Genomic DNA, 26,923 nt, shown 5'->3' with positions numbered 1-26,923 from the left:
AAAGGCTGCGGCCATGACGCTGCGCCGCGTCATGGCTGGGTGCCTTGTCTGCGCCGCCGTCGCCGGACTTGGCCTCAGCCAGCTTGACCGCCTGCGCGAGGTGCGGGGACAGTTGGGATTTCAAGCCAAACGACTGGCTCTTGGCATTACTCTTGACTCCAACATCATGATCCCGATGCCCGATGGCATTACTTTGGCCACCGACCTTTATCGCCCCAGAGCAAGCGATACCGATCTGCCCACGATCCTGATCCGCCTGCCCTATGGAAAGACCACTTACGGCGAAGCACTGCGCTGGGTCCGGACATGGGTGCCACGCGGCTATGCCGTTGCGGTGCAGGATATCCGTGGACGGTTTGGATCGGGCGGCACATTTACGCCCTACGCTGACACCGTGTCCGACGGCGCCGCCACGCTGGACTGGATTGCCGCACAGGACTGGTCGAATGGACGGGTGGCGATGGGCGGATGCTCTGCCCTGGGCGAGGTGCAGCTGATGCAGGCCAAGGCTGGTGCACCCCATCTGCGCGCACTGATTGCAGAAGGCGCTGGCGGTGCCATCGGGACCGGCGGCGCATCCAGAGCCTATTTCGCTTTTTTCGAGGGTGGCATTCCCAACCTTGCCGCGGCCTATGGCTGGTTTTCCGCCAACGGCGGCAAGACCGGCGACCACATGCACGGCGTGCCGATAGATGCGGCCGAGGTGATCGGTCAGCTGCCAACAGGCACTTTGGTGTCGCGCAACCGGTCCGACCCGACCGACTACGATAACTTTTTGCGCAACTTTGACAATACCGCCTATTGGGACGCGCTTGGCTACCTGAAGTCCGACGACAGCTTTGACACGCCTGCCCTGCACATCAATACTTGGCACGATATCGGCGTGCGCGGCACGTTCGAAGCGGCGGCGCTGATGCGCAAACGTGCCGTGACGGACGCGGCGCGCAATCATCAGCACGTTATCATAGGCCCCGGCCTGCATTGCGATCTGCAAGCGGCTTTTGCTGCAGGCGGTGTAGGCGATCTGGCCGTCGCCCCGGACAGTGCGCTGGACCTTGACGCGATCTATGCAAGCTGGCTTAACCACTGGCTGCTGGACGGCCCCCTGCCCCGGCTGCCGCAATATACCTATTTCGTGAACGGTGCAGACCGATGGGACAGCTCTGATGTCTGGCCGCCAGCCGATGTGACGATGCAAACTTGGTATCTGGAACCAGGGAAAATGACGCAAAACATACCAAAGGCGGCAGGTAGCGCCGACTTTACCTATGACCCCATGGACCCTACGCCGTCTATTGGCGGTCCGATTTGCTGCACCGGCGGCCTGAACTTGCCCGCCGGACCTTTGGACCAGCGGCCGAATGCGGCGCGACATGACATACTTGGTTTCACATCCGGGCCTTTGTCCGATCCCCTGACGCTGGCAGGTAACATCACTGCCGAAATCGTCATATCGACGGATGTTCCGGATACCGATCTGGTTGCCGTGCTGATGGATATTGCCCCCGATGGCACAATGCTTGCGATCCAGCAGGGGGCGCTGCGACTGCGCTACAGGGACGGTTTTGATGACCCGGCCCCCCTTTTGACACCCGATGATCTTGTCACTGCCACGATAGCGTTTCCGCCGATCGCCTATCGCGTTGCCGAAGGGCATCGCCTTGGACTTCATATCAGCTCTGCCAGTTTTCCAAGGCTGGAACGGCATATGAACGGTCCAGGTTTGAACGCGCAATCGGATACGCCGCGGCTTGCGCATACGACGGTCTGGTTCGGTCCGGCCAGCGGCTCTGCATTGATGCTGCCGGTTCAGCCCGCCCATTAAACCGCCGCGAACCGGTCACGATGGCGTCGGCGCGCCCCGTCGATTTGCGCTTGAAGGGCCGCCCGAAACCTGTCCGCCCCAAAGCCCTGCGCGTGGCGCGCTATGCGGACCGGATCAAAGTCATCGCGCCGTGCCTCGAAATCGCCGATAATGGCTTGCAAGGATGCGACGGACTGTTCGGAAAAGAACAGGCCAGTCTGACCTGAAACGACGGAGTCGAGCGCACCGCCGCGGCCATAGGCCAGCACAGGTGTGCCGCATGCCATAGCCTCCACAGGGACAATGCCGAAGTCTTCCTCTGCGGGGAAAATCAGCGCGCGGGCACCGCGATACAGATCTGGCATACGGTCATCGCCCACCCGCCCAAGCATCTGCACATTGCCGGGGGCATTCTGCGCAAGGCGTGCATACTCTGACCCCTGCCCAATGACCTTGAGCGGCAGATCAAGGCCACGAAATGCGTCGATGGCAAGATCCGCACGTTTGTAAGGCACCAGTTGGGAGACATATAGATAATAGCCCCGGTCAGCCTGCGGGACAGGGGTGCCCCCGGTGCCCGCCGGCCCATACAGGTCAAGATCGACAGGCGGATGCACCACTGCCGCATCCCGCCGGTAGGTATGTCCGATCCGACCCGCGACAAAGCGCGAATTTGCAACGAAATGATCAACCCGCGCGGCTGAACTGGTGTCCCACTGGCGCAGCCGATGTGCCAGATGAGAGAAATATTTGCGTTGCAACCACCCCAACTGGGCACTGGTCGCCGCGTAGTGATCCCAGATATATCGCATGGGCGAATGGCAATAGCAGACATGCGTCGCATCGGGCCGCGTGATGACGCCTTTTGCCGGGCCAGATTCCGACGACAGCACCAGATCGTAGGCGCTTAGGTCCAGCTCTTCCAGCGCGCGGGGCATCAGGCCGAGGTATTTCTGGTAGTGCCTGCGCGCACCCGGCAAGCGTCCGACGAAGCTTTGCGTAATCGGGCGGGCCGCAAGGGCGGCGCTGATTTCGGCCCGATCAACGACATGGGTGAAGATATCGGCGTCAGGATAAAGCCGCAGCATTTCCTCTAGAACCCGCTCTCCTCCGCGCATACCGACCAGCCAGTAATGAACCAGCGCGACACGTGCAGGCGGCGCAAGATCGGTTTTGGAAATGTCGATAGCGGCAGAATCTTCAGGCATCGGTCATCCCTTCGGCAAAGTCGGGCTGCTTTGCAACGGGCGGCTGCGGTGCCGAAACCGGCAATCCCTTTCGCCTGATTTCGGCATCGGTCAAAACTGTACCAAGCACAGGCGCACCAGAGGCCCCGATGAGCTGGACGGCGGATACAACGGCATCGCCGCGCGTGCGGCCACTACGAGCCACAACAACGACCGCGTCAGCGACGTCTGCCAGAATGGTAGTATCGGCAACGCCCATCGCAGGTGGCGCGTCCAGTATGACCGTATCGAACTGTGCCGACAGCCCCTCGATCAGGACGCGGAAGCGGTCGCCGGACAAAAGGTCGGCGGCATTTCCCGTCGTTCGGGCTGCGGTAACCACCCAGACGCGCTTTTCGACATGACGCGCAAAAACCTGGGCAAGATCGACATCACCCGCCAGATAGGAATTCAACGTCGTGTCGGTATCTTCAACGCCCCAAAGCTCGGCCTGTTTTGGACGTCTGAAATTGGATTCGACGATGACGACGTCTTGACCGATAGCAGACAGCACCTGCGCCAGTCCCTGCGCCGTTACAGAACAGCCGACATTCCAGTCTGCGCCCGTCAACATAACAACTTTTGGCGGCGGCCTGCGCGATGCAGGGTTCGTCAACGTATAGCGCAACACGCGCAGACCTTCGTCGTAGATTAACGCATCGTGCTGGTGACGTTTGCGATACAACAGGTTGCGCAGCGGACCAGGTGCCGCAAGCCTTGGGAGGGACGCCAGGACCTTGGTGCCAGTCAGACGCTCAAGCTGTTTTGGCTGGCGAATACTTCGGTCCATCGCTTCCTTGGCAAAACACGTTGCAACGCCAAGTATCCCTCCCAGAAACAGAGCGACGACGATAATCAGCTTTTTGCGCGGCCTTGCCGGACTAAGCGGCGGCTGCGCTTCGGTAATAATCCGTGCGTCAGGGCGTTGGAATTCCAGCTGCTGGGTGGTTTCCTGAAACCGGTTCAGAAAGCTTTCATAGACCTGCCGTGTTGCACTGGCAGACCGTTCCAGTTGACTAAGCCTGACAGAGGTTCGCGACAAATCTAGTTGACGCTGAAGCGTGCCTTTGATGTCGTCCGACACGGCATTCTGGCGCGCTCGTGCCTGCGCAAGCGCCGACTCCAGCTCTTTGATACCTGTATCAATTGCAGCAACACGGTCGCGTTTCAAATCATTCAGAGCCAGATCAACGGCCAGCATATCAGGGTGTTGCGGACCCATACGGGTAGCCAGCTGCGCCCTACGCCGTTCCAGATCTGCCATTTCCGTATCCAGACTGGTTAATCGGGGCGTGTTCAGCGCTGCGGCTGCGGCCTCGGGGCCGTTTTCATTCAACAGGCGTTGGGCCTGTGTCAACCGAGCCTCGGCGGCAGCGCGTTCGTTGCGCGCATCGACCACGGCTGCGTTCAGTTGCGACAATTGTTGGGCCACGCCCTGCACGTTGCCGCCCTGATCGCGGATCTGAAGTGCACGAAATTCCACGACCGCATCTTCTGCAGTGCGAAGCGCGCCTTCCAGTTCTACCAGCCGGTTATCCAACCAGTCGATGGCCCGCTGCGTCGCCAAAAGTTTGCCGGCAAGTTGGTCCTCGATATATTGATCCGCCACAGCATTGGCGATGCGGGCAGCCAAGGCCGGGTCATGCGCGCTCATTGATACGGTGATGACGTAAGAAATACCGCTTTGGAAAATGCTCAGGTTTCGGCGCAACTGCCAGATTACAAGATTGCGTGCGTCCTGCGCGCTTAGCGTGCCAGACGTGTCACCGGCAGCATCGGGCATCGGCTCTGGCACATTTTGCAGCAAACCAAACTGCGCCAACTGCGTCTTGACTCCATCGACCATTCGCGCGGCGACCCCCGGCTCTTCGACCAGATAGGGGTCAAAGGCCGGGTTGTTGACCAGGTCAAGCTGATCAACGACGCGTCCCAGCAAAAGGTTGGATTGTAGCACCGCCACCTCGCCCGCGACGGTCGAATTGGACACATTCAGATCAGATACGATCTGTTCAACGCCGACAATCCGTTCCTGCCGCGTATCAAGCAGAATTTCGACATTGGAAAAATAGACCGGCTTGCTGGTCCGCAGAACCTGCACGGCAATCAGACCCGCAACGACGATGCACCCCAGAATAAGCCAGCGCCCCCGGCGCAGCGCACCGCCGATTGACGCCAAATCAATTGCATCCGGGCCTGCCGAGGCATGGCTGCCACGCGGCGGATCAGGCAAAGGCCGATGCTTGAAGGCCATCCGGTTCATAGCGTTCCCTCCGCCAAAAGGTCAGGGCTGGATGTGTCGCGCAGCAGCCGCACGATCAGCACATCGCCGGGCAATATTGGATCAGTTTCGGTCACGGCAAACGTCCTAAGCCCCGACGCCGGCGCGCGTCGGCGCACCATCAGTTCTATCCGCGTGTCTTCGGCCGTATCCGCGGAACGGCGGGTCCAGTCCTCTAGCAGCGCAAGGCGCTGAAGCAAGGAGGCGCGGGTTTCGCGAAGCTGCGCTGCCGCAACGCCGACATCCGCCATTTCCTGCCGCCAGTTCTGCGCACGCTGGAAGTCCAGATTCAGCAACTCTCGCTTAAGCTGGTTCATTTCCCGCTGCGTTGAAACAAGGGTGGTGCGCAGGCGCAGCAGGCTGGTTTCCTCGTCAGACACTTCGCGCAGCAGCCGGTTGCGGGTCGGCAATGCCACCAGTCCTTGATCCTGCAGCTTGGCAACACTTGCCAGCTCTTCGTCATAGCTGGCGATTTGTGCAACTTGCGCGGTAATCTGCTCTTCAATCAGGGTGGCCTGAAGCCCGACATCGGTAATCGCTTGGGTGATCAGGTCGCGGTCCGCTTCAAAGTGCGCACGTTCTGCCGCAATGATATCCTCATCTTGGGCAATCAGGGTGGCAATCAGTGCAGCATCGGGCTGATCTATTGCGTCAAGGACGATCTGCGCCGCATCAATCCGGTCGCGTCCGGCAAACTGCATGCGCAAACGTTCGGCTGCGACAGCCTCGCGGACGATGGCGGCCTCATTTGCGGCCAGTTCACCGCGCAGGGCCACCCGTTGCAGCGATCGCGCCTCTTCTCCGCCAAGCTCGCGCATCAGCCCGCCAGCCAGACCGATGGCCTGCTCTGACGTCATATCAGCGTGGTAATCGAAAAATCCGGGCGTTTGCACGTCACCCAGAACCGAAATAGGGCGTACATTTACGACCGATAAATCAAGCTTTGGCGACAGGAAAATCGCACCATCCACATAGGCATCAAAGATATGCCTATGCGCGTCAGACAGTGTCAGCCCAGCAATTGAAAGGCTTCCCAAAAACGGTAGCTGAACATCGCCGCTGTTTCCCACGACCAAGGGATAAGGGGGTTCGGCATCGTCCAGAATATCCAGCTGCAACGCATCGCCACTGGATATCGCATAGCGCGCCAGCGCACTTTGCGCGGCGGCAAAGTTTACAGAACTAAACAAAGCAATTGTGCCAAGCCAGAACACAGACAAAAGCCGAAACGAGCCAGCCTTTAACATACGCCGAAGGACAGCGAAAATCGCCGTTTTAGTCGAACTAAACATATTGCCCTCGCGACAAATATCTTGAGGTTAAAAATTTTTCGCACCTGAAATAGAATCGGTGTGTATCAAACCGATAAGTCAAACTTTGTAATTATCCTAGTCAAATCGGGTGCCGTTGCCCTAAAGGGTACGTAATTGAAAAAAACCAGCCGTTTTTGAACAGATATTAGACATTACCACTGCGGTTATCCGCACGGTGCCGAGTGGAAACGGGCCTTAATACTGCAGTGTCGAATCCAGAAACCTAAATTTGGTCCAGCGACGGTTCGGTGAAAGTCAGAACAGCCGCTCGGTCGCACAAACCCAATTTTTGACAGGCGCGCGTCTTATAGGTTTCAGCTGACTTGGCACTGATACCCAGCCTATGCCCAATCACCTTTAAGGTCATTCCACGACCATAAAGCCGCAGCGTTTCCCTTTCACGCAGGCTTAGCTTTGGCGGTTCCTGCTGCGCCGCCGAATCCGATTTTACCTTGCGCAGAACCGTCGCCAGAACGTCTGGCCCCATATCCACATCCACCACGCGGCGCACAGCGGAACGCGTCGCGACCAACCCCGCGGGGGCACCGAACAGCACGACGGAATTACCCCGATCATCAAGCAGACCGGGCGCATCTTTCGCCGGATCGCTTAACAGGCGCGGGTCCAGAATATAGATATCAGCCTTTGTATCGCTGCTTGGCACGTTATCCAGGCTAGCAAATTCTCCATCGACAACCCCGCCAAGGATCGCTGCCGCCTGCCGACCGCGGACCCGGACGTGTTCATCATCTGAAAGGATCGTCAGCCTAAGTCCTGATGGCAACCGCGCGGGCAAGGTATGCGTTTTGGCTGTATGATTATGAAGTCTAAACATAAAGTCTGCCTTAAATAAGTCATGACAGAACAGCCTTAGCCTAAAAAATTGCGGCCGTAACCAGCTGCACTGCAAACACCACGGCACATAAAAATCGCCACAGCATTTAGGGTTTATTAACATTTGATCGTTCAATAACCGGTATGTTAACACATCACTTACGGTTCACGAAGTCATTTTTTGATCGCAAGGTCAAAAGGCTTCACAACTTCATCCCGATAAGTGCATGGTAAATTGAAAACCTCGATCGTTCAAATGCTTGCGGCGCGCATTACAAAAAACAACCTGTAGGCATTTACCCGACTTTACCGGCTTTCACCTTGATGCGACGCTTTTCAACATTCCAAACGGCTCTGGGGGGAGCGATGGAGCTGAGGATCGTACTGCTTAACGTAGGCCGATCCTTTTGGACCCGATACTTTGTATCGGTTTCCGCCTCATTCAAATGCGCCTCTACCTTTTAACCGTTGGTTTTGAATATGCCGGCCCGATTTGGACCGACATACCGATGCCCGCATTCTATCCCTAGGGCAAATTGATTGGAGGAGATTATTATGAACAAGTTCCTTGCAACAACTGCATTTGCATCACTACTGGCCATGCCGGCCATGGCTGAACAGACAGACATTTCCCAAACCGTCAACGCACTTCAGGAAGCGTTGAATACGATCCGGATCAGCGATGACGCAACGGATTTCTCTCAGGCTGCTGTCAACGCGGCGAATATCATCTCTATTGATTTCGGGTCTTTGGATGACGTTACCCAGTCATCCGAGGAAGGCATGACACAAACCGCCGTCAATGATTTCGATACCCGCGGCAACCGCCGCAATTTTGCAGAACTTAACACCGTCGCGCAGGCTGGCACTAACGTGCTGAATAGCGTTGATCTGACAATGGACGCCGGCCAAGGCTATGATATCGATCATCTGTCGCAGGTTGTCGATAATGCGAACCAGACAGCATCCAATGATATCGACATACGCTATGGCACCAGCACTGGCATTGATCAGGACGCAACCAACGTCATGAACATGGCAGCAATGGACGACCTGCAATCAGATTCGATGCCGGACGATCTGTTGCAGGAAATTGACGACAGCACCCAATTTGCAGGCAACGATCTTGATGTAGATCTGGGTATTACCGATGTCACCCAGGACGCGGTCAACGTCATGAACCTTGCAGAGGTCGAGGACGATCTGAAAGGCGACTCTTTGCAATATATCTTTGGCGACACCAGCCAGATTGCTGCAAACAACGCGTTTGACACGGATTACCGTGCGTCGATTACGAACCTGATGCAAAGCGCGGTGAACGTCGCCAACAGCCTGAGCGTTGGCGAAAACTCTCCGAACTCTGGCGGATCGTTTTACGGAGCCGAGATCACACAAGTCTATGACGGAACGGATGGTAGCGGCCAAGACGCATCAAACTACGTCCGTTTTGCCAGCCTCGGCATCACCGGCGCGGCCCCAGCGATTGCGGGCGATCCGGCGATCATCGACCAGTCAGCGCTGAACGCAATCAACTTGGCAACTGTCACAAACGTCGGCTGGACCGTGTCACAGGATGCCTTCAGCGTCGATCAGGCCGCGTCGAACCTCGCGACCAATTCGGACTTCAGCTATTCCGCTGACGTTTCGAACTTTGACCAAAGCGCGACAAACGTGGCCAATATCCTGTCAGCCGGCGCCCTGCCCGACCTGACAGGTATGACGGACGTCAGCCAAAGCTTTGACGGGACACAGATTGCAACTAACGGCATGTTTGGTGCCGATGATCTAAGCAGTGTCACGCAAGCGGCTACAAACGTGGCGAATTCGGTCAGCGGTCTGTAGTTAGACAGCCTGACACGGGGGGCGGCGGGTAAATCGCCGCCCCGCACCCGCCACGCACATCCCTTTAAATTTCTGAACTGGTCCGGTCCCATGCAGCCTATGCGAATGGTCATAGCCTTTGTCGGCATAACGACCTCTGCCGCGGCAGAAGATGTCAGCGGCGGCCTGTCGGTGGATCAGTATTGGATCGGCATGCAAACCGCCACAAATCAAATCGTTCCCCGCCGGACGCTGCTTTTGAACGGTGGCGGCATCGGTCAAATTTTACCGCCACATGATGCGCTAAACTCTGACCACGAAGGCACAGTGGCGGATGGAAACGGATCAGTCGACCAGTCCATCTTGAACGCCGTCAATTTGCTGATTGCATCCGAAGCAGTCATCACAAGTGTCGATCAAACGATGCTTGGCGATCAAATTGCCCGCAACGTCGTGTCAGGATTGACGCCAGACACCCTGACGAACACCAACCAAATTGGTGAGAATATTGCGAATATCGTCATCGCGGATCAGGTCGATGCCGTTCGCCAGTCCTTTGGCCCCGGTGCGAACCAGATTGTCGAAAACCTAGTGTCCAATCCGTCCGCGAGTCTAAACGGCATTGTTCAAACGGGCCGCAACACGGCCAACGTGGTCTTGGCAAACGTGTCGATCGGATCTGGTGAACAACTGTTCCCATCCGACACTGTCCAACGCGTCGACAACCTGACCCACCTCGATTACGGCACTGCGCTGCCCAACGGCATCGAACAACACGGCACCAATATCGGCAACGTGCTGATGGCTGACGATGTGCGCAATGTCGCGCGCGTCTTTAACGGCAGCCAGATCGTGCGCAATACCGTGACGACGCAAAATGGGCATACACCGGACCGGGTCAATCAAAGCGGCCTGAATATTGCAAACTTCGTCAGCGCCAAACGTGTCGAAGGATTAATGCAGGTTTCGAACGGCAACCAAACCGTAAAAAACCACCTTCAGGGAGCCACGCTTGCAGATATGTCCAGCGCCCTTTCTGAATATACCCATTCCAGCACCAACATCGTCAATCTACTGGACATCCAAAACACAGACAGACCGCAGTCCGATACGACGGTCCGCGCGGCCCAGACCGCCAATCAGACGCAGACGGTGCAAACACGCCTCGGCACGCACAGCCAGGTTGGAAATGCGGCGACGATTAACCGCTAGAACGACAGCTCTGCACAGGTTACTGACGCACACCATGGACCCGCGCTGATCCGCGGGGCAGCCGGCCATGCATCAGGTTTGTTTTGCGTATAGACCCGGGCACTTTCGCCATAAATAACCGCGCCTTCCGCGAGGCGTTCCGCACAGATCGACGCCGCCTGCGCCCGGACAAGCTTTTTCGTCAGCCGCTGCAACTGCGCATCTATCGCCCGCGGCTCTGCCATACCAAGCGTCTGAAAGAAGGCCGATATTTCGTCTGAATCCGCAAGCGGCGACCCCGGCAGCGTGCCTTCACAGGTTAAGGCAAGCCGGCGATAATTAACCATCGTTTCCAGAAACCGCGTGGGATCATACGTGGTTTGTGTACCGCCTTCTGCCGCAGGAGGCGCAGCGGTTTGCGCAATTGCCAGCGTGCCGAACACACCGGCACCAACCGCCAGAATGAACGATCGTATCATGGCGCCACCGGGACCGGCTGCAACCGATTTTGCGGCAGATATTGGTCGCAACTTCCGTCATGCTTTACGGTCGTTGCAACGATGTCATAGGCCGCTTCAGCCAACATCCATCGAATACCTGCGTGCAATCCCTCTTGGCTTTTCGATCCAATCTGAACATCGAAAAGCTCGTTGTCGAAAAACCGAAAAACAGAGCCTGAAACTTCTCGTCCGACGGCTTGCTTTGAATACGCCTCGGCCATCAATAGCTCACTAGAACGTGTGTCGGTCACCCGCAGATCAGCTGCAACCGTCAGAGCAAAGTTTCGTTGACCGCCGCGAAGCCCAAAGAACGACCCTTCGTAACCGCCGGAATAGGTGTTGAAATCCAATTGCGTAATTGCCCCGTCAATCACCACATCGGACCCGCGCAGCGATCCCCTTTCCAGTGGCCGGTATGGCAGAATTTCCCCTTCCACTACCGTAGAGCGCCCGTCCCCAAGAATTTGCTCGCGGGCACGGCTGATTTCAAACTCCGTCACAGTGGTATTTATTCTATTTACCTGATTTACACCGGCGCGCGACAGTGACGTCACAAGCATCCCTGCCGTATCCCGTGGAATATATGCACCCGCAGCATCGATCTCTATTTTTTGGGTTAAATCCGATATTAGATGAACCGAAAAGACCCGATTGCTATTGCGTACTTCTGGCGTAAATGAAAGACATTCCAACGCCGTGTCGGCAGGCGTTGCAACGACAATCGGAATTGGACCATTATAGACTGGGCGCGACTGACCAAGTTGCGGCGGCAAAGTGGTGCAACCCGCCAGGGCGGCGACCGCACATACACCTGAAAATGACCTATAAAGTGTTGTTAAATGTGTCATTTAAGATCCTTCAGCCTTGCGGCGGCATCAGCTATCGCAGCATCTGGATCCGATGATATTGCATTTACGCCAGTGTCGTTCGCTTCCTGGATCGTCTGGTCACCATTGTTGTCCTGACCGGTATCAATTACATTGTTACCACTGCCGGTAATTACGATAGAAAGCGAATTTCCAGTTTGACCGCTTGCCGCAGCCCCGGCCGCGACACTATCACGGTCGTAAGCAAGAAAATTAAGTCGTGTCTGCTCTCCTAATAGCAATATCTGTTGTTCTGACGGCGTACGAAAGTCCCATGGCCTTCCTTCACCTAACCCATTTGCAAAAACAAAACCCGGTAATGCACCAAACGCCACGCATGTGGCAGTCAAAAACCTAGACATAGCCATGCTCCACCCCAAATTATAAAAAATTTGTCGTTTAATACTGCAATACAGATCAGAGCATTCTTTTTAAAAAATTTATACAAATACGGCACGAACTGGGTCAAACCGGACCTATTTTCACACAGCGCGCGTCAAACCGTGTCCGCCACGCAACAGTTTTTATGACGCGACTTCAACAGTCGCGACAGTGAAACGCCTTTGCGGCGATTCAGCAGGTTTGCTATTGGGTTTCGACAACTGAAAACCAAGCGCGGCATTCAAAGCGTCATTTTGAGCCTAAGCCGATGTCAAGACGCGCCTTAAAAAGGCTTTCGTGCGCGCATCTTGCGGATCTTCAAGAAGCTGCTCGGGCGTACCCTGCTCTATAATTTGGCCATCGGACATAAAAACGATGCGGTCAGCTATTTCGCGTGCAAATTGCATTTCATGGGTTACGATCAGCATCGTTTGCCGATTTTGGGCCACCCGCCGCATCAAATCCAGCACCTCACCAACCCATTCGGGATCTAATGCTGATGTCGGCTCGTCAAACAACATCAGATCGGCATCAAGCGCCATTGCGCGCCCAATACCAACGCGCTGCTGCTGCCCGCCTGAAAGAGCGGCAGGATATGAACCTGCTTTGTCTAACAGACCCGTTTCGCGCAAAATGTCATCTGCGCGCATGTTGGCATCGGCTTTGGACCAACCTTTGACGGTGACCAGTGCTTGTGTGATATTCCCTTTGGCTGTTTTATTCGCGAACAACGCGTAGTTTTGAAACACAAACGACGTTCTGCGCCGGACTGGCAAGATGTCCGATCGCGATGCCGTGGCTGAATTTATCGTAAGGTCGCCAATGCGTATCACCCCGTTGTCCGGGCGATCCAAATAATTCAAGCAGCGAAGCAAGGTCGATTTTCCGGTTCCGGATGGACCAATAACGACCACCCGCTCACCTGGCGCGATATCCAGCGAAATGTCTGTAAGGACTGATGTCTTTCCAAAGGATTTGCTTAACCCTTGAACGGAAATGGCAGCTTCTGACGTCATCTTGCGTAAGCCTTGTTTAAGTAAACTTCCAAGTGCCTCTGCAAATACGACAGCGCTTCTACCAGGATCCAATATATTGCCGCGACGACCAGAAATGCCTCGAAATACAGAAAGCTTCCGGCAGCTTCTTTTTGCGTGGCACCCATTAATTCCGTAACCCCCAGCGTAAACGCAAGCGATGTGCCTTTGATCATATCGATGAAATAATTGACCAGTGTCGGTGCCGCGACGCGCGTGGCTTGCGGGAGTATGATGTGCCACATCATCTGCGTTTGCGTCATCCCGACAGCTTCGGACGCTTCCCACTGGCTACGATCTACGCCAAGAATTGCCGCCCGGATGCTTTCAGCCATATATGCCGAAAAATGCAAGGTCAGGCCCATGATCGTCGCCGTGACGCCATTGATGGTGGTCAAAAACGATAGCACTTGGGGTAACCCGTAATAAAACAGGAACAATTGCACCAGTAAAGGCGTGCCACGGAAAAAGCTGATGAACAGACGCACGAATACATCAAGCACTGGCACACGGAATACACGTTCCACCGCCATGAGCGAGGCGAGTATCAATGCAAAGAACATTCCGACCAGCGCCATGAAAAGCGTAAGCGGAATGTATCCTAGCAAAATGGGCACCAGGTCCCACATATATTCCAGATCCAGTGCTCTCATGTTTTATTCCGCGACCGATATATCGGTGCCGAACCATTTCTGAGAGATGTCAGCAAGTGTGCCGTTTTCCTTTAGCGTGGTGATCGCTGCGTCAAACCGGTCGCGAAGCTCCGCCCCCTCATCGTCATTTCGGAACGGCAGGGCATTGCGGATTTCGCTGAACGGTTTGCCGGCAAATGCCAAGGGTAGCGGGCTTTCAGCGATCAACTGCGCCGAAGATACCCTGTCCATAACAAAAGCATCGACGCGGCCAAGTGCTGTATCTTGCGCAATATTGCTTTCATAGGTGCGGATATCAATCTCTGCTGCGTTCGGCAACTCGTTTAGCAATTGCTCAAAGTTAGACCCGAGGTTCACGGCAACTGTCTTGCCGCTTAAATCGTCCACTGACGTGATGCTATCTTCGTTACCTTTTTTGACGACGATCTGCGCACCGTCAAACACGTAAGGCTGAGAGAACGCAAATTTCGCCTCACGCTCTGGCGTGATGGTAATCTGGTTCGCAATCGTGTCGATCTTGCCTGTCTCCAACGCACCGATCAGCCCGGAAAAGGACATTGTTACGAAATTGACGTCGTCGCCGGTTTCTGCGGCGATCGCAGTTATGAAATCGACCTCGAACCCTTGCAGCTCGTCCAGTTTAACAAAGGTAAAGGGGAAATAGCCGCCGGACATACCGACATTTAATGTTTCCGCCCCGGCAGCACTGACAGTAGCAGACAGCGCAAGTGCTGTGATGGTCAAAGACTTTTTCATCGTTTTCTCCATTCTCTTGCCCTGCAAGTAACCTAAATGGCATCGGCTTCAATGGTGCCAGCAAAGAGAGGTTCAACGTTGTATTTGCATGCGGAAATTTGGGACACTGTTCCATAGTTCCGTTTGATTTGGGAACAGTATCGGGTCCAAGACGAAGCGGCGAATGACGCACCCATCGGATTTCACCATGAATGTGCCCGGCAAAGTTTGTTGATGCGCAGGCAATCGCCGCAATCGTGCGCATCCTTTGCGATGCCGGAAATTTCCGCTAGGATGGGCGGCAAAGAACAATGAGGCGGAACAGCAAAATGCTGACAACACGGCGTGTATTTTCAACAGGGGCTATGATGGCCCTTCTTTCAGCTTGCGGTGGCAGACCAGCTGCCAAATCCGTAGTTTCGGCGCGCGCGCCGGAACCTGTGATGCAGGCCGTCCCTAACCCAGCGTTCGACGCATGGGTCGCCAGTTTCAAAAGCCGTGCTGCCGCCAAAGGGATATCTGCAGCGACCATCTCCACCTCGTTTGCGCAGGCAGGTTACCTGCCCGATGTCATCGAACGCGACCGCAACCAGACAGAGTTTTCGCGCACGCTAGAGGAATACCTTGCCATCGCGGCATCGGACGAAAGGGTTGCAAAGGGGCGGGCCAACTATGCGCGCTACCGCGATGTTTTGGCGCAGATTGAATCTAGATACGGCGTAGAGGCGCATGTCGTGACCGCTGTCTGGGGGCTTGAAAGCATGTTCGGCGAGCGCCGTGGCAATGTGCCGGTGGTGTCGGCCCTGTCCACGCTTGCTTTTGACGGACGGCGGGGCGCGTTTTTTGAAAGCCAACTGGTTGCTGCGCTTCAGATCCTCGACAATGGCGATACGACTCCGGCGCAGATGACCGGCAGTTGGGCGGGTGCCATGGGCCATACACAATTTATTCCCACGTCTTATCTGGCCTACGCTGTTGATTTTACCGGTGATGGGCGCCGGGACATCTGGGCCGATGACCCCACCGACGCCTTGGCCAGCACGGCATCATATCTGGCCCGATCCGGCTGGCAGCGTGGGCAAGCCTGGGGCGGCGAAGAAGGCTCGCCCGGCGCTGCGTTCGGTACGCGGCGCCTTCAGCCGCAAGCAGGCGGACCGACCTTTGCCGTCGGGCCGAACTTCAATGCGATTAAACGCTATAACAACTCTGACAGTTATGCGATCGGGGTCGGACATCTGGCGGACCGGATTGCTGGCGCAGGTCCGATCCAAGGGCGTTTCCCCCCCGACCGCTTTGGTTTCACATCCGACCAGCGCAAGCAGTTGCAGGCGCGTTTGACAGCTGCCGGGTACGATACAGGCGGCACCGACGGCGTGCTGGGATCCAAATCGCGTGCGGCTATCTCTGCCTATCAGCAGAATAACGGTCTTGCAGTTACAGGCGATCCGTCGCTGGACCTGCTGCGCATGCTTCGCTGAAGCAGATATAGCCCTGACAGCGTCGGCGATTCACGCCGCGCTGTCGGTCGAACTGTTTTGCGATAATGGCACATCGCCCGCCCACTTTCAAATTCCACCAGATCCACCATATGGATGGGGAACCACTAAGAAGGGCATATCATGGGCTATACCAAAACCGCGATCCTGATGGCTGCCATGACGGCGCTGTTTGTTGGCATCGGCTATTTGCTGGGCGGCGGCGGCGGACTTGTTATTGCCTTTGTTATCGCATTGGCGATGAACGCATTCACGTGGTGGAATTCGGACAAAATGGTTCTGCGGATGCATAATGCGCAGCCCGTGCCACCGAATGACCGGATGGGGCTTCATGCAATGGTCGCGGAACTTGCGCGGAATGCGAACCTGCCCATGCCGGCCGTCTATCTGATCGACACACCGCAACCCAATGCATTTGCCACCGGGCGCAGTCCGTCACATGCCGCCGTTGCGGTCACGTCAGGTCTGCTGCAAACGCTAGACCGCGATCAGGTGGCTGCCGTTGTAGCGCACGAGCTGGCGCATATCAAAAACCACGACACCGCTATCATGACTGTCACCGCAACCTTCGCAGGTGCGATTTCCATGCTCGCAAACTTTGCTTTGTTCTTCGGCGGATCAAGAGAGCGTTTGGGGATCATCGGCACGATAGCCATGATGTTTCTTGCGCCGGTTGCGGCGGCTTTGGTCCAGATGGCCATCAGCCGGTCACGCGAATACGAAGCGGACCGGATCGGTGCCGAAATCTGCGGCAATCCCATGTGGCTTGCTTCTGCATTAGAGCAGATACAAAAGGGCGCAACCCGGATCGACAACCCCGCGGCAGAGCGTAATCCCGCGATGGCCCATATGTTCATCATCAATCCACTGCACGCCCACAGCCGCGACAAGCTGTTTTCAACACATCCGGCGACTGAAAACCGGGTGGCCGCGTTGCGCGCGATGGTCGGCACAACACCAGCGCAGACCGTGCCCGCCAGCCGTATCCCGCTGGTGCGCAGAAACCGGAAAAGCGGCCCCTGGACCTGACGCCTTATGCGTTGATCCTGCGGCCTTTGATCCGCGACCAGGTAACCCCGACAATTGCCGCAAAAAACATCAGCGCCATAGCATACCAGGTTATCGCATAGGCAAGATGGCTATTGCGAAATTCGATCCGTGTCAGACCGCCGCGCGGCCAAACGTCGGCACCGCCATCTGCTTCGTCGTCTATAAAATAGCCCAGCTGTGCATTACCGATATGTGCGGCGTTGCTCATCACAGTCAGATCAGCTGACACCCAGCGGTTTTCGCCCGGTTTATTGGACTCCAGTAACGTCCCGCCTGGCTGATCGGCGCGCACAAGGCCGGTGACCTGCACCTGCCCGCCTGGTTGCGTCCAGTCGTCCGAATCCAGACCGGACGGCACAAACCCGCGGTTGATCCAGATGGTCTGGTCCGCAGTCTGCAGCGGCGTCATGACCCAGAAACCGGCACCAGCCTCGGTCACCGCCTTGATCCGTATTGCCGCTGAGTGGTCAAATGTACCGCGCGCCTGAACACGCAGGTATTCCGGCGTATCCGGCGCGGTCGGTGCCGGCACCGGATCACCAAAAGCAAGGGTTTGGACCTGTTCAATCAGGTCCAGCTTCCATGCCAGACGGTGCATTTGCCAATTGCCCAGCCCAATCATCGCGGCGAAAAGTCCACCGGCCAGGATCAGGATCAAGGCATCGACCCAGAAGGGACGGCGCGTATCCATTATCCGGCGTTGCGCATCATTTCCATCTGCTCATGCTGGGGCATCATGTTGTTGTTCAGATGCGTCATCACCCAGATCGAACCGACAAGAACAATCAGCAAAAGCACCCCGGTAAACGCAAGCGACATAACCTGCCAGCCGGATTCAGCCTTTACCGTCACGTGAAGGAAGTAAACCACGTGTACCATGATCTGAACGGCGCCAAGGCCAAAGATGATCGACAAAGCTAACCACAGGTGAATGTCCACCTCTGCCATGACGATCCAGAATGGAACCGCTGTCAGGACAACTGAAAGGACGAAGCCGATAATGTAGGATCGGTATGACCCATGTGCCTCGTGTGTATCGTGGTGTTCAGCGCTCATAGCAGGACCCCGGTCAGATAAACAAAAGAAAAGACGCCGATCCAGATCAGATCAAGGAAATGCCAGAACAGGCTTAAACAAAGAATGCGGCGTTTGTTTGCGGCCGTTAGACCATGACGTTGCACTTGCACCAGCAGGATCACCAGCCAGATTACACCCGTTGCAACATGCAAACCGTGGGTGCCGACCAGGAACCAGAACGACGACAGAAAGGCGCTGACACCCGGCACCGCCCCAAGGTGGGCCAGATGCATGAACTCCATCACTTCCATCGCCAGAAATCCAAGCCCGAAAAGACCGGTGACGAGCAACCAAAGGGTCATCGCCTTTTGCTTGCCTTCCTGCATCGTGATCACGGCAAAGCCGTAGGTGATGGACGACAACAGCAAAAAGATAGTCGCCAGCAGTATCTTTTCGATCTCGAACAGGTCGGACGGTGCCGGGCCAGCGGCATAGTTAGCACCCAAAACGGCATAAACCGCAAACAGGATGCCAAATATCAGGCTATCGCTCATCAGATAGATCCAGAAACCCAGCATCGTGCTCGGCTCGTGGTGTTCATCTTCCGCCACATAGAATGCGAAGCCGTCTTCAGGTACGGCGGGATGGGTTGGGTTTGCCATATTGCTTACTCCGCCGGAACGGCCACAGCGCGGCCGGTTTCGATTGCTGTCACCTCGTCTACGGGGACGTGGTAGTCGCGATCGTAGTTAAAGGTATGGGCGATGCCCCAGGCCACGGATGCCAGAAATCCGACTAGTGCCAGCCACCAGATGTGCCAGACCAGCGCAAAGCCCATCACGGTAAGCAAGCCAGAGATGACCAGCCCGCTTGCTGTCGGCTTTGGCATATGGATCGGAACAAAGCCTGTTGCCGGTGCAGTCGCACCATTTTCCTTCATGTGCTGCCACGCATCCAGCGCATAAACCCGCGGTGTCAGCGCAAAGTTGTAGTAAGGCGGCGGCGATGTTGTGGACCATTCCAGCGTACGCCCTTCCCATGGATCGTTGCCGCAAGCCAGCGCATCGCGGTTCCTGATCGAAACAACGATCTGGACAACAAAGGCCAGCACGCCGACAGCGATCATGAACACACCCACTGCAGCAATAGCGAACAACGGTGCATAGGACGTATCTTCGAACTGGCTCAGACGGCGGGTCACGCCCATCAGGCCAAGGATATACAGCGGCATGAACGCCACCCAGAACCCGCCGACCCAGCCGTAAAAGCTGACTTTGCCCCAGAAGGTTTCAAGGTAGAAGCCGAACGCCTTAGGCCACCAGTAGTTAATACCGGCAAAGATGCCAAAGATGACGCCGCCGATGATGACGTTGTGGAAGTGCGCGACCAGAAACAGCGAATTGTGCAGCACATAGTCCGCTGGCGGCACCGCAAGCAGCACACCCGTCATGCCACCGATGGTAAAGGTGATCATAAAGGCAATGACCCACATCATCGGAAGCTCGAAATGGATACGGCCTTTGTACATGGTGAAGAGCCAGTTAAACAGCTTGGCCCCCGTCGGGATCGAGATAATCATCGTCGTGATCCCAAAGAACGAATTCACGTCCGCGCCTGCACCCATGGTAAAGAAGTGGTGCAACCAAACGAGGTAGCTAAGGATGGTAATCACGCAAAGCGCATAGACCATCGAGGTATAGCCAAACAGCCGCTTGCGGGTGAAGGTCGGCACGATTTCCGAAAAAATACCAAAGACAGGCAGGATCAGGATGTACACCTCCGGGTGGCCCCAGATCCAGATCAGGTTGATATACATCATCGCATTTCCACCGCCATCGTTGGTGAAAAAGTGCGTCCCAAGATAACGGTCAGCCGTCAGCAGCGCCAAGGTGGCCGTCAACACCGGGAAGGATGCAACGATCAGGATGTTGGTCACCAGTGTCGACCAGGTGAAGATTGGCATCTTCATCCAAGTCATGCCGGGCGCGCGCATTTTCACGATCGTGACGATCAGGTTGATGCCCGACAAAGTCGTTCCAAGACCTGCAATGTTCAGCGACCACAGATAGTAATCGACGCCAACTCCCGGACTAAATTCCAAACCAGATAACGGCGGAAAGGCCAGCCAGCCCGTCGCGGCAAATTCGCCAACGAACAGCGACATCATAATTAGAACCACGCCGGAAAACGTCAGCCAGAAGCTAAAATTGTTCAGAAACGGAAACGCCACATCGCGCGCACCAATCTGCAACGGCATGATATAGTTCATAAATCCGGTAATGAACGGCATCGCGACGAAAAAGATCATGATCACGCCGTGAGCGGTAAAGACCTGATCATAATGATATGGCGGCAGAAATTCGAGGATACCAGCGGAAGCCAGCGCCTGGTGAATCCGCATCAGAATCGCATCCGAAAAGCCTCGGATCAACATGACCGTCGCAAGGATCATGTACATAATGCCGATCTTCTTATGATCGACCGAGGTAAACCATTCGGTCCACAAATAGCCCCAAAGCCGTTTGTAGGTCAAAAAGCCTACAACACCGGCCCCGAGCAGGATCGTAACGATAAAAGTGCCAAGGATCAGCGGGTCATAGAATGGAAAAATATCCCAGCTTAGCTTGCCCCAGAACCAGTGCACCTGATTGGTGATTTCGGCGGAATGCCCCGCCACAGCGTTTGTCACATCAGCCATCGTTCAGTGTCCTGTCATCGCAGCGCTATCGCCATGGTCCATGCCGCCATGCGACATCCCCCCAAGGCCGCCGCCGCCCATTGAATCAATCATCATCATCTCATCCATGCACATAGTGCCTTCGGTCACGCACATGTTCACAATGCGGCGCCACAGCCCGTCTTCGACGCCGGCATAATAGGATACGTCATCGTCGATACTGGGCTGGTTCAACACGGCAAAGGTTTCGCGGGTCAGCTCTTGCGAAGCGGACTGCGCAGTTTCCGCCCAAGCCGCAAAGCCGGCCTCGTCAAGGGCTTGCACCTCGAACCGCATCTTGGAAAAACCGGTCCCGTTGTAGTGTGATGCGAAACCTTCGTAGGTGCCTTCGCTGTTCAGCACACCATTCAATTCGGTTTCCATGCCGGCCATGGCATAGATCATGCCAACCATGTCAGGCACATAGAACGCATTCATCACGGTTGTTGCTGTCAGCTTCAGCTCGACCGGGCGATCCACAATCGTCGCCATCTCGTTCACGGTGGCAATGTTGTACTCGGGATAGATAAAAAGCCACTTCCAATCCATGGCGACGACCTGCACCTCTAGCGGGGCAACATTTTCGTCAATCGGCTGGGTGGCCGAAATCCGCGTCAGATCGGCATAGGGATCAAGGCGATGGGTCGCGACCCAGGTCAAACCAGCCAGCATGATAATGATCGCAAGGGGCACCGACCAAATGACAATCTCCAGACTGACAGAGTGATCCCACTCAGGCTCGTAGGTGCGTTCCTTGTTCGACGCGCGGTAGCGCATTGCGAAAAATATCGTCAGCGCAATCACTGGCAAAATCACAATCAGCATCAACACAGTGGCATAGATTATCAGATCGGCCTGTTGCGACGCGACATCCCCCGCAGGGTTCATGACCGTCAGCTTGCAGCCTGCAAGTGCCATGACAAAAGGAGCAAGTAGCGCAGTTCGCCACAAGCGCGGCATCAAACGACGATCTGAATGAGACATAGTGGACCCCGGTATCGGAACTTTCTGAAGGGTCATTTAGCACCCCCGTCAAGATTTAACACCGGAACCGGGTGTGACATCTTGGCCTTAAGGCCGGAAAAGGTGGCGCTTTGTATTTTGATCGCTAATTTAGCGTCAAGAAGTGCAAAGGGATATCCAAATGGCGATGGCAGAGGCTGAAATCAGACAGGACGTGCGTCTGGATGACGTGATTACCACTGTGGTGATGGCGCGTGTGACGGATTATTTCGGATTTTTCGTGTTCGCGATTGCCTCTGCCTTGGTCTTTCCAACTGTATTTTTTCCGTTCCTAGACCCCGTTCCCGGCACCTTAGCATCCTTTGCAGTGTTTTCGCTGGCGTTTTTGGCCCGTCCTGTCGCAAGCCTGATTGGACGGCGGCTGCAACGTCGGATCGGGCGCGCCGGTAAAATTACCGTGGCCCTCATGTTGCTTGGCAGCGCGACCGTCGCGATTGGTCTGCTGCCGGGCTACAATAGCATTGGCTGGCTGGCACCCTTCCTGCTGGCTGTGCTGCGCATCGTTCAGGGGCTTGGCCTTGGCGGGTCGTGGGACGGGCTGACGCTGCAATTGAAATCCGCAGCACCCAAGGATCGCGCCGGACGTTACAGCATGGTGCCGCAACTTGGCGGACCGATCGGATTTTGCGTCGCTGCTGCGATGTTCTTCGTTCTAACAGGATTTTTGACGCCAGAGGAATTCATCACCCACGGCTGGCGCTTTGCCTTTTTCGCCGTGATGGCTGTGAATGTCGTGTCGCTTTTTGCGCGCCTTCGCCTATTGACGACCAACTTCGGGTCTGATGACGAAACTTTAATGAAAACCAGCCCCTTGGGCCTTTTGCTTGCGACGCAGTGGCGCACGATCCTGCTTTCTGCGTTTCTGCCACTGTCCAGCTACGCCTTGCTGCACATGCTGACCGTGTTTCCGATCAGCTATTCGCTGCTTTACACCGATCACGCTATCTCAACCATTATCCTGTGGCAGCTAATCGGTGGCAGCCTTGCGATTGGTACTGTTATTGCCTCTGGGCTGCTTGCAGACCGCTATACGTCGCGGGCCGTTCTGTTCGTGGCAAGCATCCTGACGCTGGCCCTGTGCCTGACGATAGGAACGCTGGATACAACGCCGTCGATCTATATCATCCTAGGATTTCTGGTATTTGGCCTGTCCTACGGACAGTCCAGTTCGATCGTGCCAAACCGCTTTTCCGCTGAAACGCGCTATTCCGGCTCTGCTCTGGCGACGAACCTGTCGTGGATCATCGGTGCCGCCTTTGCGCCGTTTGTCGGTTTGTTTCTGGTCAGCACATTCGGGTTGTGGGCTGCGGCGCTATACCTTGTGTCCGGCGTGATTGTGACGCTCATATCGCTTGCCCTGCTACAGCGCAGCAAATCCGGTAAGTCGAACGTTTAATAACCCAGCCATTCACGGGTCCCGTGAATGGCCCCCTGACAAGCGTGATCGGGCTCAAGCTTTGAACCTATCTAACGAAAACAATCAGCGTGATCCTTGCAAACCAAGGCAAGGATCACACTGCCTTTAGTATTGCGCGACGATATTCAGGAACACACCCTGATCATCATAGGTTAGATCCGTCAGGTCGTCGGAAAAGTTACTGAAATTGTAACCGGCACCGATCTGAAGGTTACCGTTGATCTGCTTGTATGCAGCGATCAAGGCACTGGTTTCGGTGACATCTGCGGTCGTCAACGACAGGTGGCGGGCCTCTGCCAATAGATCCCAATCATTCACAAGATGATATCGAGCCCCGATCACACCGAGCCAGGCATCGTTCTGCACATATTCCGACGTACGATCGGCAGCGGTTTCGGCGCTGCGATACCCCAGCTTTCCATTCACGGTCCAGTTGCGATCCAGATCATAGGACGCATCGATACTGACCACATGACTGCGCTGCACTTGGCCAGTATCGTCCGTACCATCAAGTTCCTGACCAATATCGTCATCCAGATAACGATATCGGGCGAGCATGTTGAACCGGTCGTTTTCAATAGGACGCAAGGCATAGCCCAGGCTGATATCGGTATAGTCACCATCGCGGAAAGACGCTTCATTGCTGCGCGACCGCAGGCTGTCGGCGCTAAAAATGATGCGCTGCGTTTCGTCGATCTTGTAGGACAAGTCGATGGTCGCCAACACTGTATCGTTGTCCAGATCCGAATCCGACAAGATTCCATCTTCGGTCCGGTATTCAAGCCGCCCTTTCGCAGACAGATTTTCGGTTGCATAGGCCATACCGAGTGACACTGCCCGACGGTCGAAATCATTTGCATCGTTGTCGGCGACCCGGCCCATTTCAAAGGCCAGCGTCGTGCTGAACGCATCATAGGGCTGATAGGTCACACCATAAGCCGAAGTCAGCGAGTCGCGTTGCCCGAACATGTCATAGGTGTTTTCGCCAAACACCGAGACTGTTTCTGACAAGGTCCGCCGACCGCCAACAACAACCCGGCCCCGGTCGCGTCCGATCAGGTCAAGCCCGTCAAGGTCGCGGCCCGGGTCAAGGGTATAGCCGATGTATTGCGTATCGCCAGCGCCATCAGTGCGCACGGCCAGGGCGCGCGCGCCGGTGCCTTGATTACCGTCCGATACCTCGCCCTCCAGAACCCAGCCGGTACCGGTGTCATAGGTCAGGCCAAGTCCGGCGCGGTCATTGCGATCCAGACCGGCACGGTCCACCGTTTTCTGACCAAAGACATAGATGGCCCGCTGATCGTCAAACGCATAGTTAAGCCGCGCAGCAACATCGGTGCGGGTCCCCTCCTCGTCGCTGTCATCACGGTCGATACGCGCCGCGGCCAGCGTGTAGCTCAGACGTTCGTTGATCTGGCCAGACAGTTCAGCTTCGCCCTCGATATCCTCGTCACCGACGTCGTTCGTATAGCTGTCATAAGTCAGCGACAGCGTTGTGGTATCGTTCAGCTGAACATCAGCGAAAACACCCCATAGGTCCTCGTCGCCGGTTGTGTCGGTGACCTGTGTGTCAAGCGATGCAAAGCCTTCATCGCGCTGTTCGGCATAGCCGCCAATGACCCCGGCCTGCTGTAGCCCCAGATCGGCCAGATCGGCGCGGCCTTCGACGCGGACCGATTGACCGCTGCCGTCGGCACCGTCCTCGGTATCGCTGGTCAGGCCGCCGTTATAGGACAGCAGGGTATCGATCCCCTCGCCGTCACTTTCGGCAGCATCAATGCGCAGATATGAACGCTCTGTCGGTGCATAGAGGATATCCCCGCCGATCAGTGTGTGATCGCGCAGGCCTGTTTCGTCACGGGCTGCGGCGATGCCGGTCCGCAACTGGGGCGTAACCCAGGCTTCGACACGGCCACCGGTGGCATAACCGGTGATATCGCCCGCGACAGGCGTGTATTCGTATTGTGCGACCAGAACGACATCATCGCGCCCGCTATCCGTCGTGCTAATCAGCCCGTCGCCGGTCGTGCTGAACAATGGGCGCGCCAGGGTGACGATACCCTGAATATAGTTGATATCGTAATCGACCCCGGGAACCAGCGCCGTACTGTCGATGACCCGATCCGATTGCGGGTCGCGCACTTGCACGAACAATTGCTCGGTTCCACGGGTAATGTCCTGCTGGCGAAGGAAATAGACCGACCCGCCGGTGCCGATAAAGGCTTCACGCTGCGGAATTGTTTCAGGCTGGGCGGCATGTAGCGTTGCCTGACGCTGCGGCGTTCCAAATACCGTTTGGCTACGCGACTCAGTATGCGCCTGAAAGCCATAAAGTGTCCGGTCGTTACGGACAAAGGCGTTGTCGCCAAGATTTGCAACAAAATCGCCGAACTGCACAAAGTTGCCTTCGCGCGCGACGCGAATATAGATTTTGCCTGACGTCGGGGTCAGATCGACGATTTCGGAATCGTCGCCGAAAGTCGGATAGTAGTCATCCGGATCGACGCGCAGCAACAGCTGTCGCGGGTCCTTTTCGTCCAGATCACGAAAGATATCTTCCAGCGGGCCTTCGCCTGTATCGACCGAGGCCGTTATTTCATAACCCGTCGCGGTGCGCCCATCGACGAAACCAGCAAGCCTGCCCGTGGCATAAGTATCCCTGGTATCGTCGCGGCCGCCAGTTCGCAGGCCAAACGTCAGATCGGCGGTGCCCACAGCGAACCAGTCCGCCGCCGGGATGGTGACATCACGCACCAGACCCGTCCGCTGGCCGGGACCTTCGACAGCGACATCGACCGCATAGCTGCCTTGCGGCAGAATACGCTGGATGACGAAACGGCCGTCTCTATCCGGGCGAATGGTTTCGCCCAAGGCACGCACCTGCGCGCCGGGCACGACGCTTGCACCCGATACGGTGACCGCACCGCCAAACACCGGAATACTGCGCCGCCGCAGGGTATCGCGGCCTTCTTCAACGCCCTCAGCGCTGCCGGCAGGCAATGGCGCGCCAAGCAACTGCGGCGCTGTTTCGTCATAGCGCCCTTGCGCATCATAGACCCGGTGAACCACAGCCAGCTCGCTCCCCTCGGGCGGGGTCAGCGTGACGGTGCCATTGGGATCGACAGGCAAAACCGACAGGGTGCGCGGCCCGCCCAAGGCGGCCAGATCGATAATCCGCATCTCGGCCCGGTTGACGAAAGCCGGATAATTCAATGCCGATTGCAACGTGACGGCATCGCCCGTGGCGGCAGTCGTTTGTTCCAGATCCAGCCGCGGCTCTGCGCCCAAACCGTCAAAGGTGATACGGATGTCCGCCTTGGCCAGCGCCACATCCACCTTACGCACCTTTTCAACCACCGCCGTATCACCCGCGATCGTTTCCCCGTTCAAGGATATCGCAAATCCTGTGCCCCCTAGTGCAGGGGCCTTGGGGGCGCAAACCGCCGGCACCGGAACCGTGCCGTCACATGCGTTTTGCGCAAATGCCCCCTGCCCGATCCCGCACAAGGCAGAGGCGGCCAAAAGCGCTTTCAGTGTGGCGCTGCGGCGATCGGAGTTTTGCATCTTC

At 56.2% G+C, this 26,923-nt stretch carries 22 protein-coding genes; 6 read left to right on the top strand and 16 right to left on the bottom strand.

The features are described 5' to 3' along the window. Positions 1 to 13 precede the first annotated feature (13 nt). Positions 14 to 1,825, top strand: a complete 1,812-nt coding sequence (locus SJY10_RS00285; protein WP_386679031.1) for a CocE/NonD family hydrolase — start codon at positions 14 to 16, stop codon at positions 1,823 to 1,825. Here SJY10_RS00285 and SJY10_RS00280 read toward each other — a convergent pair. From SJY10_RS00280 to SJY10_RS00265, 4 genes are all read right to left on the bottom strand, one after another. After that, entirely contained in the window at positions 1,822 to 3,012 is a 1,191-nt protein-coding gene (locus SJY10_RS00280) for a glycosyltransferase (RefSeq protein ID WP_386679030.1), read from the bottom strand. The two genes, SJY10_RS00285 and SJY10_RS00280, sit on opposite strands and share 4 nt — an antisense overlap. Continuing rightward, a complete protein-coding gene (locus tag SJY10_RS00275; protein WP_386679029.1) occupies positions 3,005 to 5,290 on the bottom strand; it encodes a GumC family protein in 2,286 nt (761 codons plus the stop codon). The genes SJY10_RS00280 and SJY10_RS00275 overlap by 8 nt, the downstream gene beginning before the upstream one ends. Next, positions 5,287 to 6,600 carry a polysaccharide biosynthesis/export family protein gene (locus tag SJY10_RS00270; RefSeq protein WP_386679028.1) on the bottom strand — a complete coding sequence of 438 codons (1,314 nt, stop codon included), beginning with the start codon at positions 6,598 to 6,600 and terminating at the stop codon, positions 5,287 to 5,289. The genes SJY10_RS00275 and SJY10_RS00270 overlap by 4 nt, the downstream gene beginning before the upstream one ends. A gap of 244 nt (positions 6,601 to 6,844) precedes the next feature. Continuing rightward, positions 6,845 to 7,591 (bottom strand): LuxR C-terminal-related transcriptional regulator, encoded by a 747-nt coding sequence (locus tag SJY10_RS00265; protein WP_386679027.1) that lies wholly within the window; start codon positions 7,589 to 7,591, stop codon positions 6,845 to 6,847. Between the two features lie 419 nt (positions 7,592 to 8,010). On the opposite strand from SJY10_RS00265, the gene SJY10_RS00260 reads away from it, so the two are divergent. Continuing rightward, positions 8,011 to 9,297, top strand: a complete 1,287-nt coding sequence (locus tag SJY10_RS00260; RefSeq protein WP_386679026.1) for a hypothetical protein — start codon at positions 8,011 to 8,013, stop codon at positions 9,295 to 9,297. Between the two features lie 90 nt (positions 9,298 to 9,387). Beyond that, positions 9,388 to 10,488, top strand: a complete 1,101-nt coding sequence (locus SJY10_RS00255) for a hypothetical protein (protein WP_386679025.1) — start codon at positions 9,388 to 9,390, stop codon at positions 10,486 to 10,488. Here the strand turns inward: SJY10_RS00255 and SJY10_RS00250 are convergent. From SJY10_RS00250 to SJY10_RS00225, 6 genes are all read right to left on the bottom strand, one after another. Continuing rightward, on the bottom strand, positions 10,485 to 10,946 hold the full coding sequence (locus SJY10_RS00250) for a hypothetical protein (protein WP_386679024.1): 462 nt from the start codon (positions 10,944 to 10,946) through the stop codon (positions 10,485 to 10,487). The genes SJY10_RS00255 and SJY10_RS00250 overlap by 4 nt on opposite strands. Further along, positions 10,943 to 11,815 carry a CsgG/HfaB family protein gene (locus SJY10_RS00245; protein WP_386679023.1) on the bottom strand — a complete coding sequence of 291 codons (873 nt, stop codon included), beginning with the start codon at positions 11,813 to 11,815 and terminating at the stop codon, positions 10,943 to 10,945. The genes SJY10_RS00250 and SJY10_RS00245 overlap by 4 nt, the downstream gene beginning before the upstream one ends. Beyond that, positions 11,812 to 12,195: a hypothetical protein gene (locus tag SJY10_RS00240; RefSeq protein WP_386679022.1), complete on the bottom strand. Its 384-nt coding sequence runs from the start codon at positions 12,193 to 12,195 to the stop codon at positions 11,812 to 11,814. The genes SJY10_RS00245 and SJY10_RS00240 overlap by 4 nt, the downstream gene beginning before the upstream one ends. Before the next feature lie 279 nt (positions 12,196 to 12,474). Next, entirely contained in the window at positions 12,475 to 13,230 is a 756-nt protein-coding gene (locus SJY10_RS00235; protein ID WP_386679021.1) for an amino acid ABC transporter ATP-binding protein, read from the bottom strand. Then, positions 13,227 to 13,901 (bottom strand): amino acid ABC transporter permease, encoded by a 675-nt coding sequence (locus SJY10_RS00230; RefSeq protein WP_386679020.1) that lies wholly within the window; start codon positions 13,899 to 13,901, stop codon positions 13,227 to 13,229. The genes SJY10_RS00235 and SJY10_RS00230 overlap by 4 nt, the downstream gene beginning before the upstream one ends. 3 nt (positions 13,902 to 13,904) lie before the next feature. After that, positions 13,905 to 14,657 carry an amino acid ABC transporter substrate-binding protein gene (locus SJY10_RS00225; protein WP_386679019.1) on the bottom strand — a complete coding sequence of 251 codons (753 nt, stop codon included), beginning with the start codon at positions 14,655 to 14,657 and terminating at the stop codon, positions 13,905 to 13,907. Positions 14,658 to 14,965: 308 nt separating this feature from the next. Between SJY10_RS00225 and SJY10_RS00220 the strand changes: the two genes are divergently transcribed. Both SJY10_RS00220 and htpX read left to right on the top strand, forming a co-directional pair. Then, positions 14,966 to 16,114, top strand: coding sequence for a lytic murein transglycosylase (locus tag SJY10_RS00220; protein WP_386679018.1), 1,149 nt, complete (start codon positions 14,966 to 14,968; stop codon positions 16,112 to 16,114). 141 nt (positions 16,115 to 16,255) lie between these two features. Continuing rightward, a complete protein-coding gene (gene htpX / locus SJY10_RS00215) occupies positions 16,256 to 17,161 on the top strand; it encodes a zinc metalloprotease HtpX (RefSeq protein WP_386679017.1) in 906 nt (301 codons plus the stop codon). Between the two features lie 4 nt (positions 17,162 to 17,165). Here the strand turns inward: htpX and SJY10_RS00210 are convergent, their stop codons facing one another. Genes SJY10_RS00210 through cyoA form a run of 5 tightly spaced genes read right to left on the bottom strand, consistent with a single transcriptional unit; the run spans position 17,166 to position 21,899 of the window. Next, positions 17,166 to 17,873 carry an SURF1 family protein gene (locus SJY10_RS00210; RefSeq protein WP_386679016.1) on the bottom strand — a complete coding sequence of 236 codons (708 nt, stop codon included), beginning with the start codon at positions 17,871 to 17,873 and terminating at the stop codon, positions 17,166 to 17,168. Then, on the bottom strand, positions 17,873 to 18,238 hold the full coding sequence (gene cyoD / locus SJY10_RS00205; protein WP_386679015.1) for a cytochrome o ubiquinol oxidase subunit IV: 366 nt from the start codon (positions 18,236 to 18,238) through the stop codon (positions 17,873 to 17,875). The genes SJY10_RS00210 and cyoD overlap by 1 nt, the downstream gene beginning before the upstream one ends. Next, positions 18,235 to 18,861: a cytochrome o ubiquinol oxidase subunit III gene (gene cyoC / locus SJY10_RS00200; RefSeq protein WP_386679014.1), complete on the bottom strand. Its 627-nt coding sequence runs from the start codon at positions 18,859 to 18,861 to the stop codon at positions 18,235 to 18,237. The genes cyoD and cyoC overlap by 4 nt, the downstream gene beginning before the upstream one ends. A 5-nt stretch (positions 18,862 to 18,866) precedes the next feature. Continuing rightward, positions 18,867 to 20,897, bottom strand: coding sequence for a cytochrome o ubiquinol oxidase subunit I (gene cyoB / locus SJY10_RS00195; protein WP_386679013.1), 2,031 nt, complete (start codon positions 20,895 to 20,897; stop codon positions 18,867 to 18,869). Between the two features lie 3 nt (positions 20,898 to 20,900). After that, positions 20,901 to 21,899 (bottom strand): ubiquinol oxidase subunit II, encoded by a 999-nt coding sequence (cyoA, locus tag SJY10_RS00190; protein WP_386679012.1) that lies wholly within the window; start codon positions 21,897 to 21,899, stop codon positions 20,901 to 20,903. A gap of 160 nt (positions 21,900 to 22,059) precedes the next feature. Between cyoA and SJY10_RS00185 the strand changes: the two genes are divergently transcribed. Then, complete coding sequence (locus tag SJY10_RS00185) at positions 22,060 to 23,334, top strand: MFS transporter (protein ID WP_386679011.1); 1,275 nt, start codon at positions 22,060 to 22,062, stop codon at positions 23,332 to 23,334. 126 nt (positions 23,335 to 23,460) lie between these two features. On the opposite strand, the gene SJY10_RS00180 is transcribed toward SJY10_RS00185, so the two are convergent. Further along, the gene (locus tag SJY10_RS00180; RefSeq protein WP_386679010.1) at positions 23,461 to 26,919 is read right to left on the bottom strand and encodes a hypothetical protein; all 3,459 of its coding nucleotides are present in this window, start codon (positions 26,917 to 26,919) and stop codon (positions 23,461 to 23,463) included. Positions 26,920 to 26,923: the final 4 nt, after the last annotated feature.

It is taken from the genome of Loktanella sp. R86503 (genome assembly GCF_042466455.1).
Classification (GTDB): Bacteria; Pseudomonadota; Alphaproteobacteria; order Rhodobacterales; family Rhodobacteraceae; genus Loktanella.
This window is presented reverse-complemented; position numbering and strand designations above follow the sequence as displayed.

What these genes read in the sequence shown, in the direction of transcription:
- SJY10_RS00285 (WP_386679031.1), top strand. Translation starts at nt 14, where the DNA reads ATGACGCTGCGCCGCGTCATGGCTGGGTGCCTTGTCTGCGCCGCCGTC.
- SJY10_RS00280 (WP_386679030.1), bottom strand. Translation starts at nt 3,012, where the DNA reads ATGCCTGAAGATTCTGCCGCTATCGACATTTCCAAAACCGATCTTGCG.
- SJY10_RS00275 (WP_386679029.1), bottom strand. Translation starts at nt 5,290, where the DNA reads ATGAACCGGATGGCCTTCAAGCATCGGCCTTTGCCTGATCCGCCGCGT.
- SJY10_RS00270 (WP_386679028.1), bottom strand. Translation starts at nt 6,600, where the DNA reads ATGTTTAGTTCGACTAAAACGGCGATTTTCGCTGTCCTTCGGCGTATG.
- SJY10_RS00260 (WP_386679026.1), top strand. Translation starts at nt 8,011, where the DNA reads ATGAACAAGTTCCTTGCAACAACTGCATTTGCATCACTACTGGCCATG.
- SJY10_RS00255 (WP_386679025.1), top strand. Translation starts at nt 9,388, where the DNA reads ATGCAGCCTATGCGAATGGTCATAGCCTTTGTCGGCATAACGACCTCT.
- SJY10_RS00250 (WP_386679024.1), bottom strand. Translation starts at nt 10,946, where the DNA reads ATGATACGATCGTTCATTCTGGCGGTTGGTGCCGGTGTGTTCGGCACG.
- SJY10_RS00245 (WP_386679023.1), bottom strand. Translation starts at nt 11,815, where the DNA reads ATGACACATTTAACAACACTTTATAGGTCATTTTCAGGTGTATGTGCG.
- SJY10_RS00240 (WP_386679022.1), bottom strand. Translation starts at nt 12,195, where the DNA reads ATGTCTAGGTTTTTGACTGCCACATGCGTGGCGTTTGGTGCATTACCG.
- SJY10_RS00235 (WP_386679021.1), bottom strand. Translation starts at nt 13,230, where the DNA reads ATGACGTCAGAAGCTGCCATTTCCGTTCAAGGGTTAAGCAAATCCTTT.
- SJY10_RS00230 (WP_386679020.1), bottom strand. Translation starts at nt 13,901, where the DNA reads ATGAGAGCACTGGATCTGGAATATATGTGGGACCTGGTGCCCATTTTG.
- SJY10_RS00225 (WP_386679019.1), bottom strand. Translation starts at nt 14,657, where the DNA reads ATGAAAAAGTCTTTGACCATCACAGCACTTGCGCTGTCTGCTACTGTC.
- SJY10_RS00220 (WP_386679018.1), top strand. Translation starts at nt 14,966, where the DNA reads ATGCTGACAACACGGCGTGTATTTTCAACAGGGGCTATGATGGCCCTT.
- htpX (WP_386679017.1), top strand. Translation starts at nt 16,256, where the DNA reads ATGGGCTATACCAAAACCGCGATCCTGATGGCTGCCATGACGGCGCTG.
- SJY10_RS00210 (WP_386679016.1), bottom strand. Translation starts at nt 17,873, where the DNA reads ATGGATACGCGCCGTCCCTTCTGGGTCGATGCCTTGATCCTGATCCTG.
- cyoD (WP_386679015.1), bottom strand. Translation starts at nt 18,238, where the DNA reads ATGAGCGCTGAACACCACGATACACACGAGGCACATGGGTCATACCGA.
- cyoC (WP_386679014.1), bottom strand. Translation starts at nt 18,861, where the DNA reads ATGGCAAACCCAACCCATCCCGCCGTACCTGAAGACGGCTTCGCATTC.
- cyoB (WP_386679013.1), bottom strand. Translation starts at nt 20,897, where the DNA reads ATGGCTGATGTGACAAACGCTGTGGCGGGGCATTCCGCCGAAATCACC.
- cyoA (WP_386679012.1), bottom strand. Translation starts at nt 21,899, where the DNA reads ATGTCTCATTCAGATCGTCGTTTGATGCCGCGCTTGTGGCGAACTGCG.
- SJY10_RS00185 (WP_386679011.1), top strand. Translation starts at nt 22,060, where the DNA reads ATGGCGATGGCAGAGGCTGAAATCAGACAGGACGTGCGTCTGGATGAC.
- SJY10_RS00180 (WP_386679010.1), bottom strand. Translation starts at nt 26,919, where the DNA reads ATGCAAAACTCCGATCGCCGCAGCGCCACACTGAAAGCGCTTTTGGCC.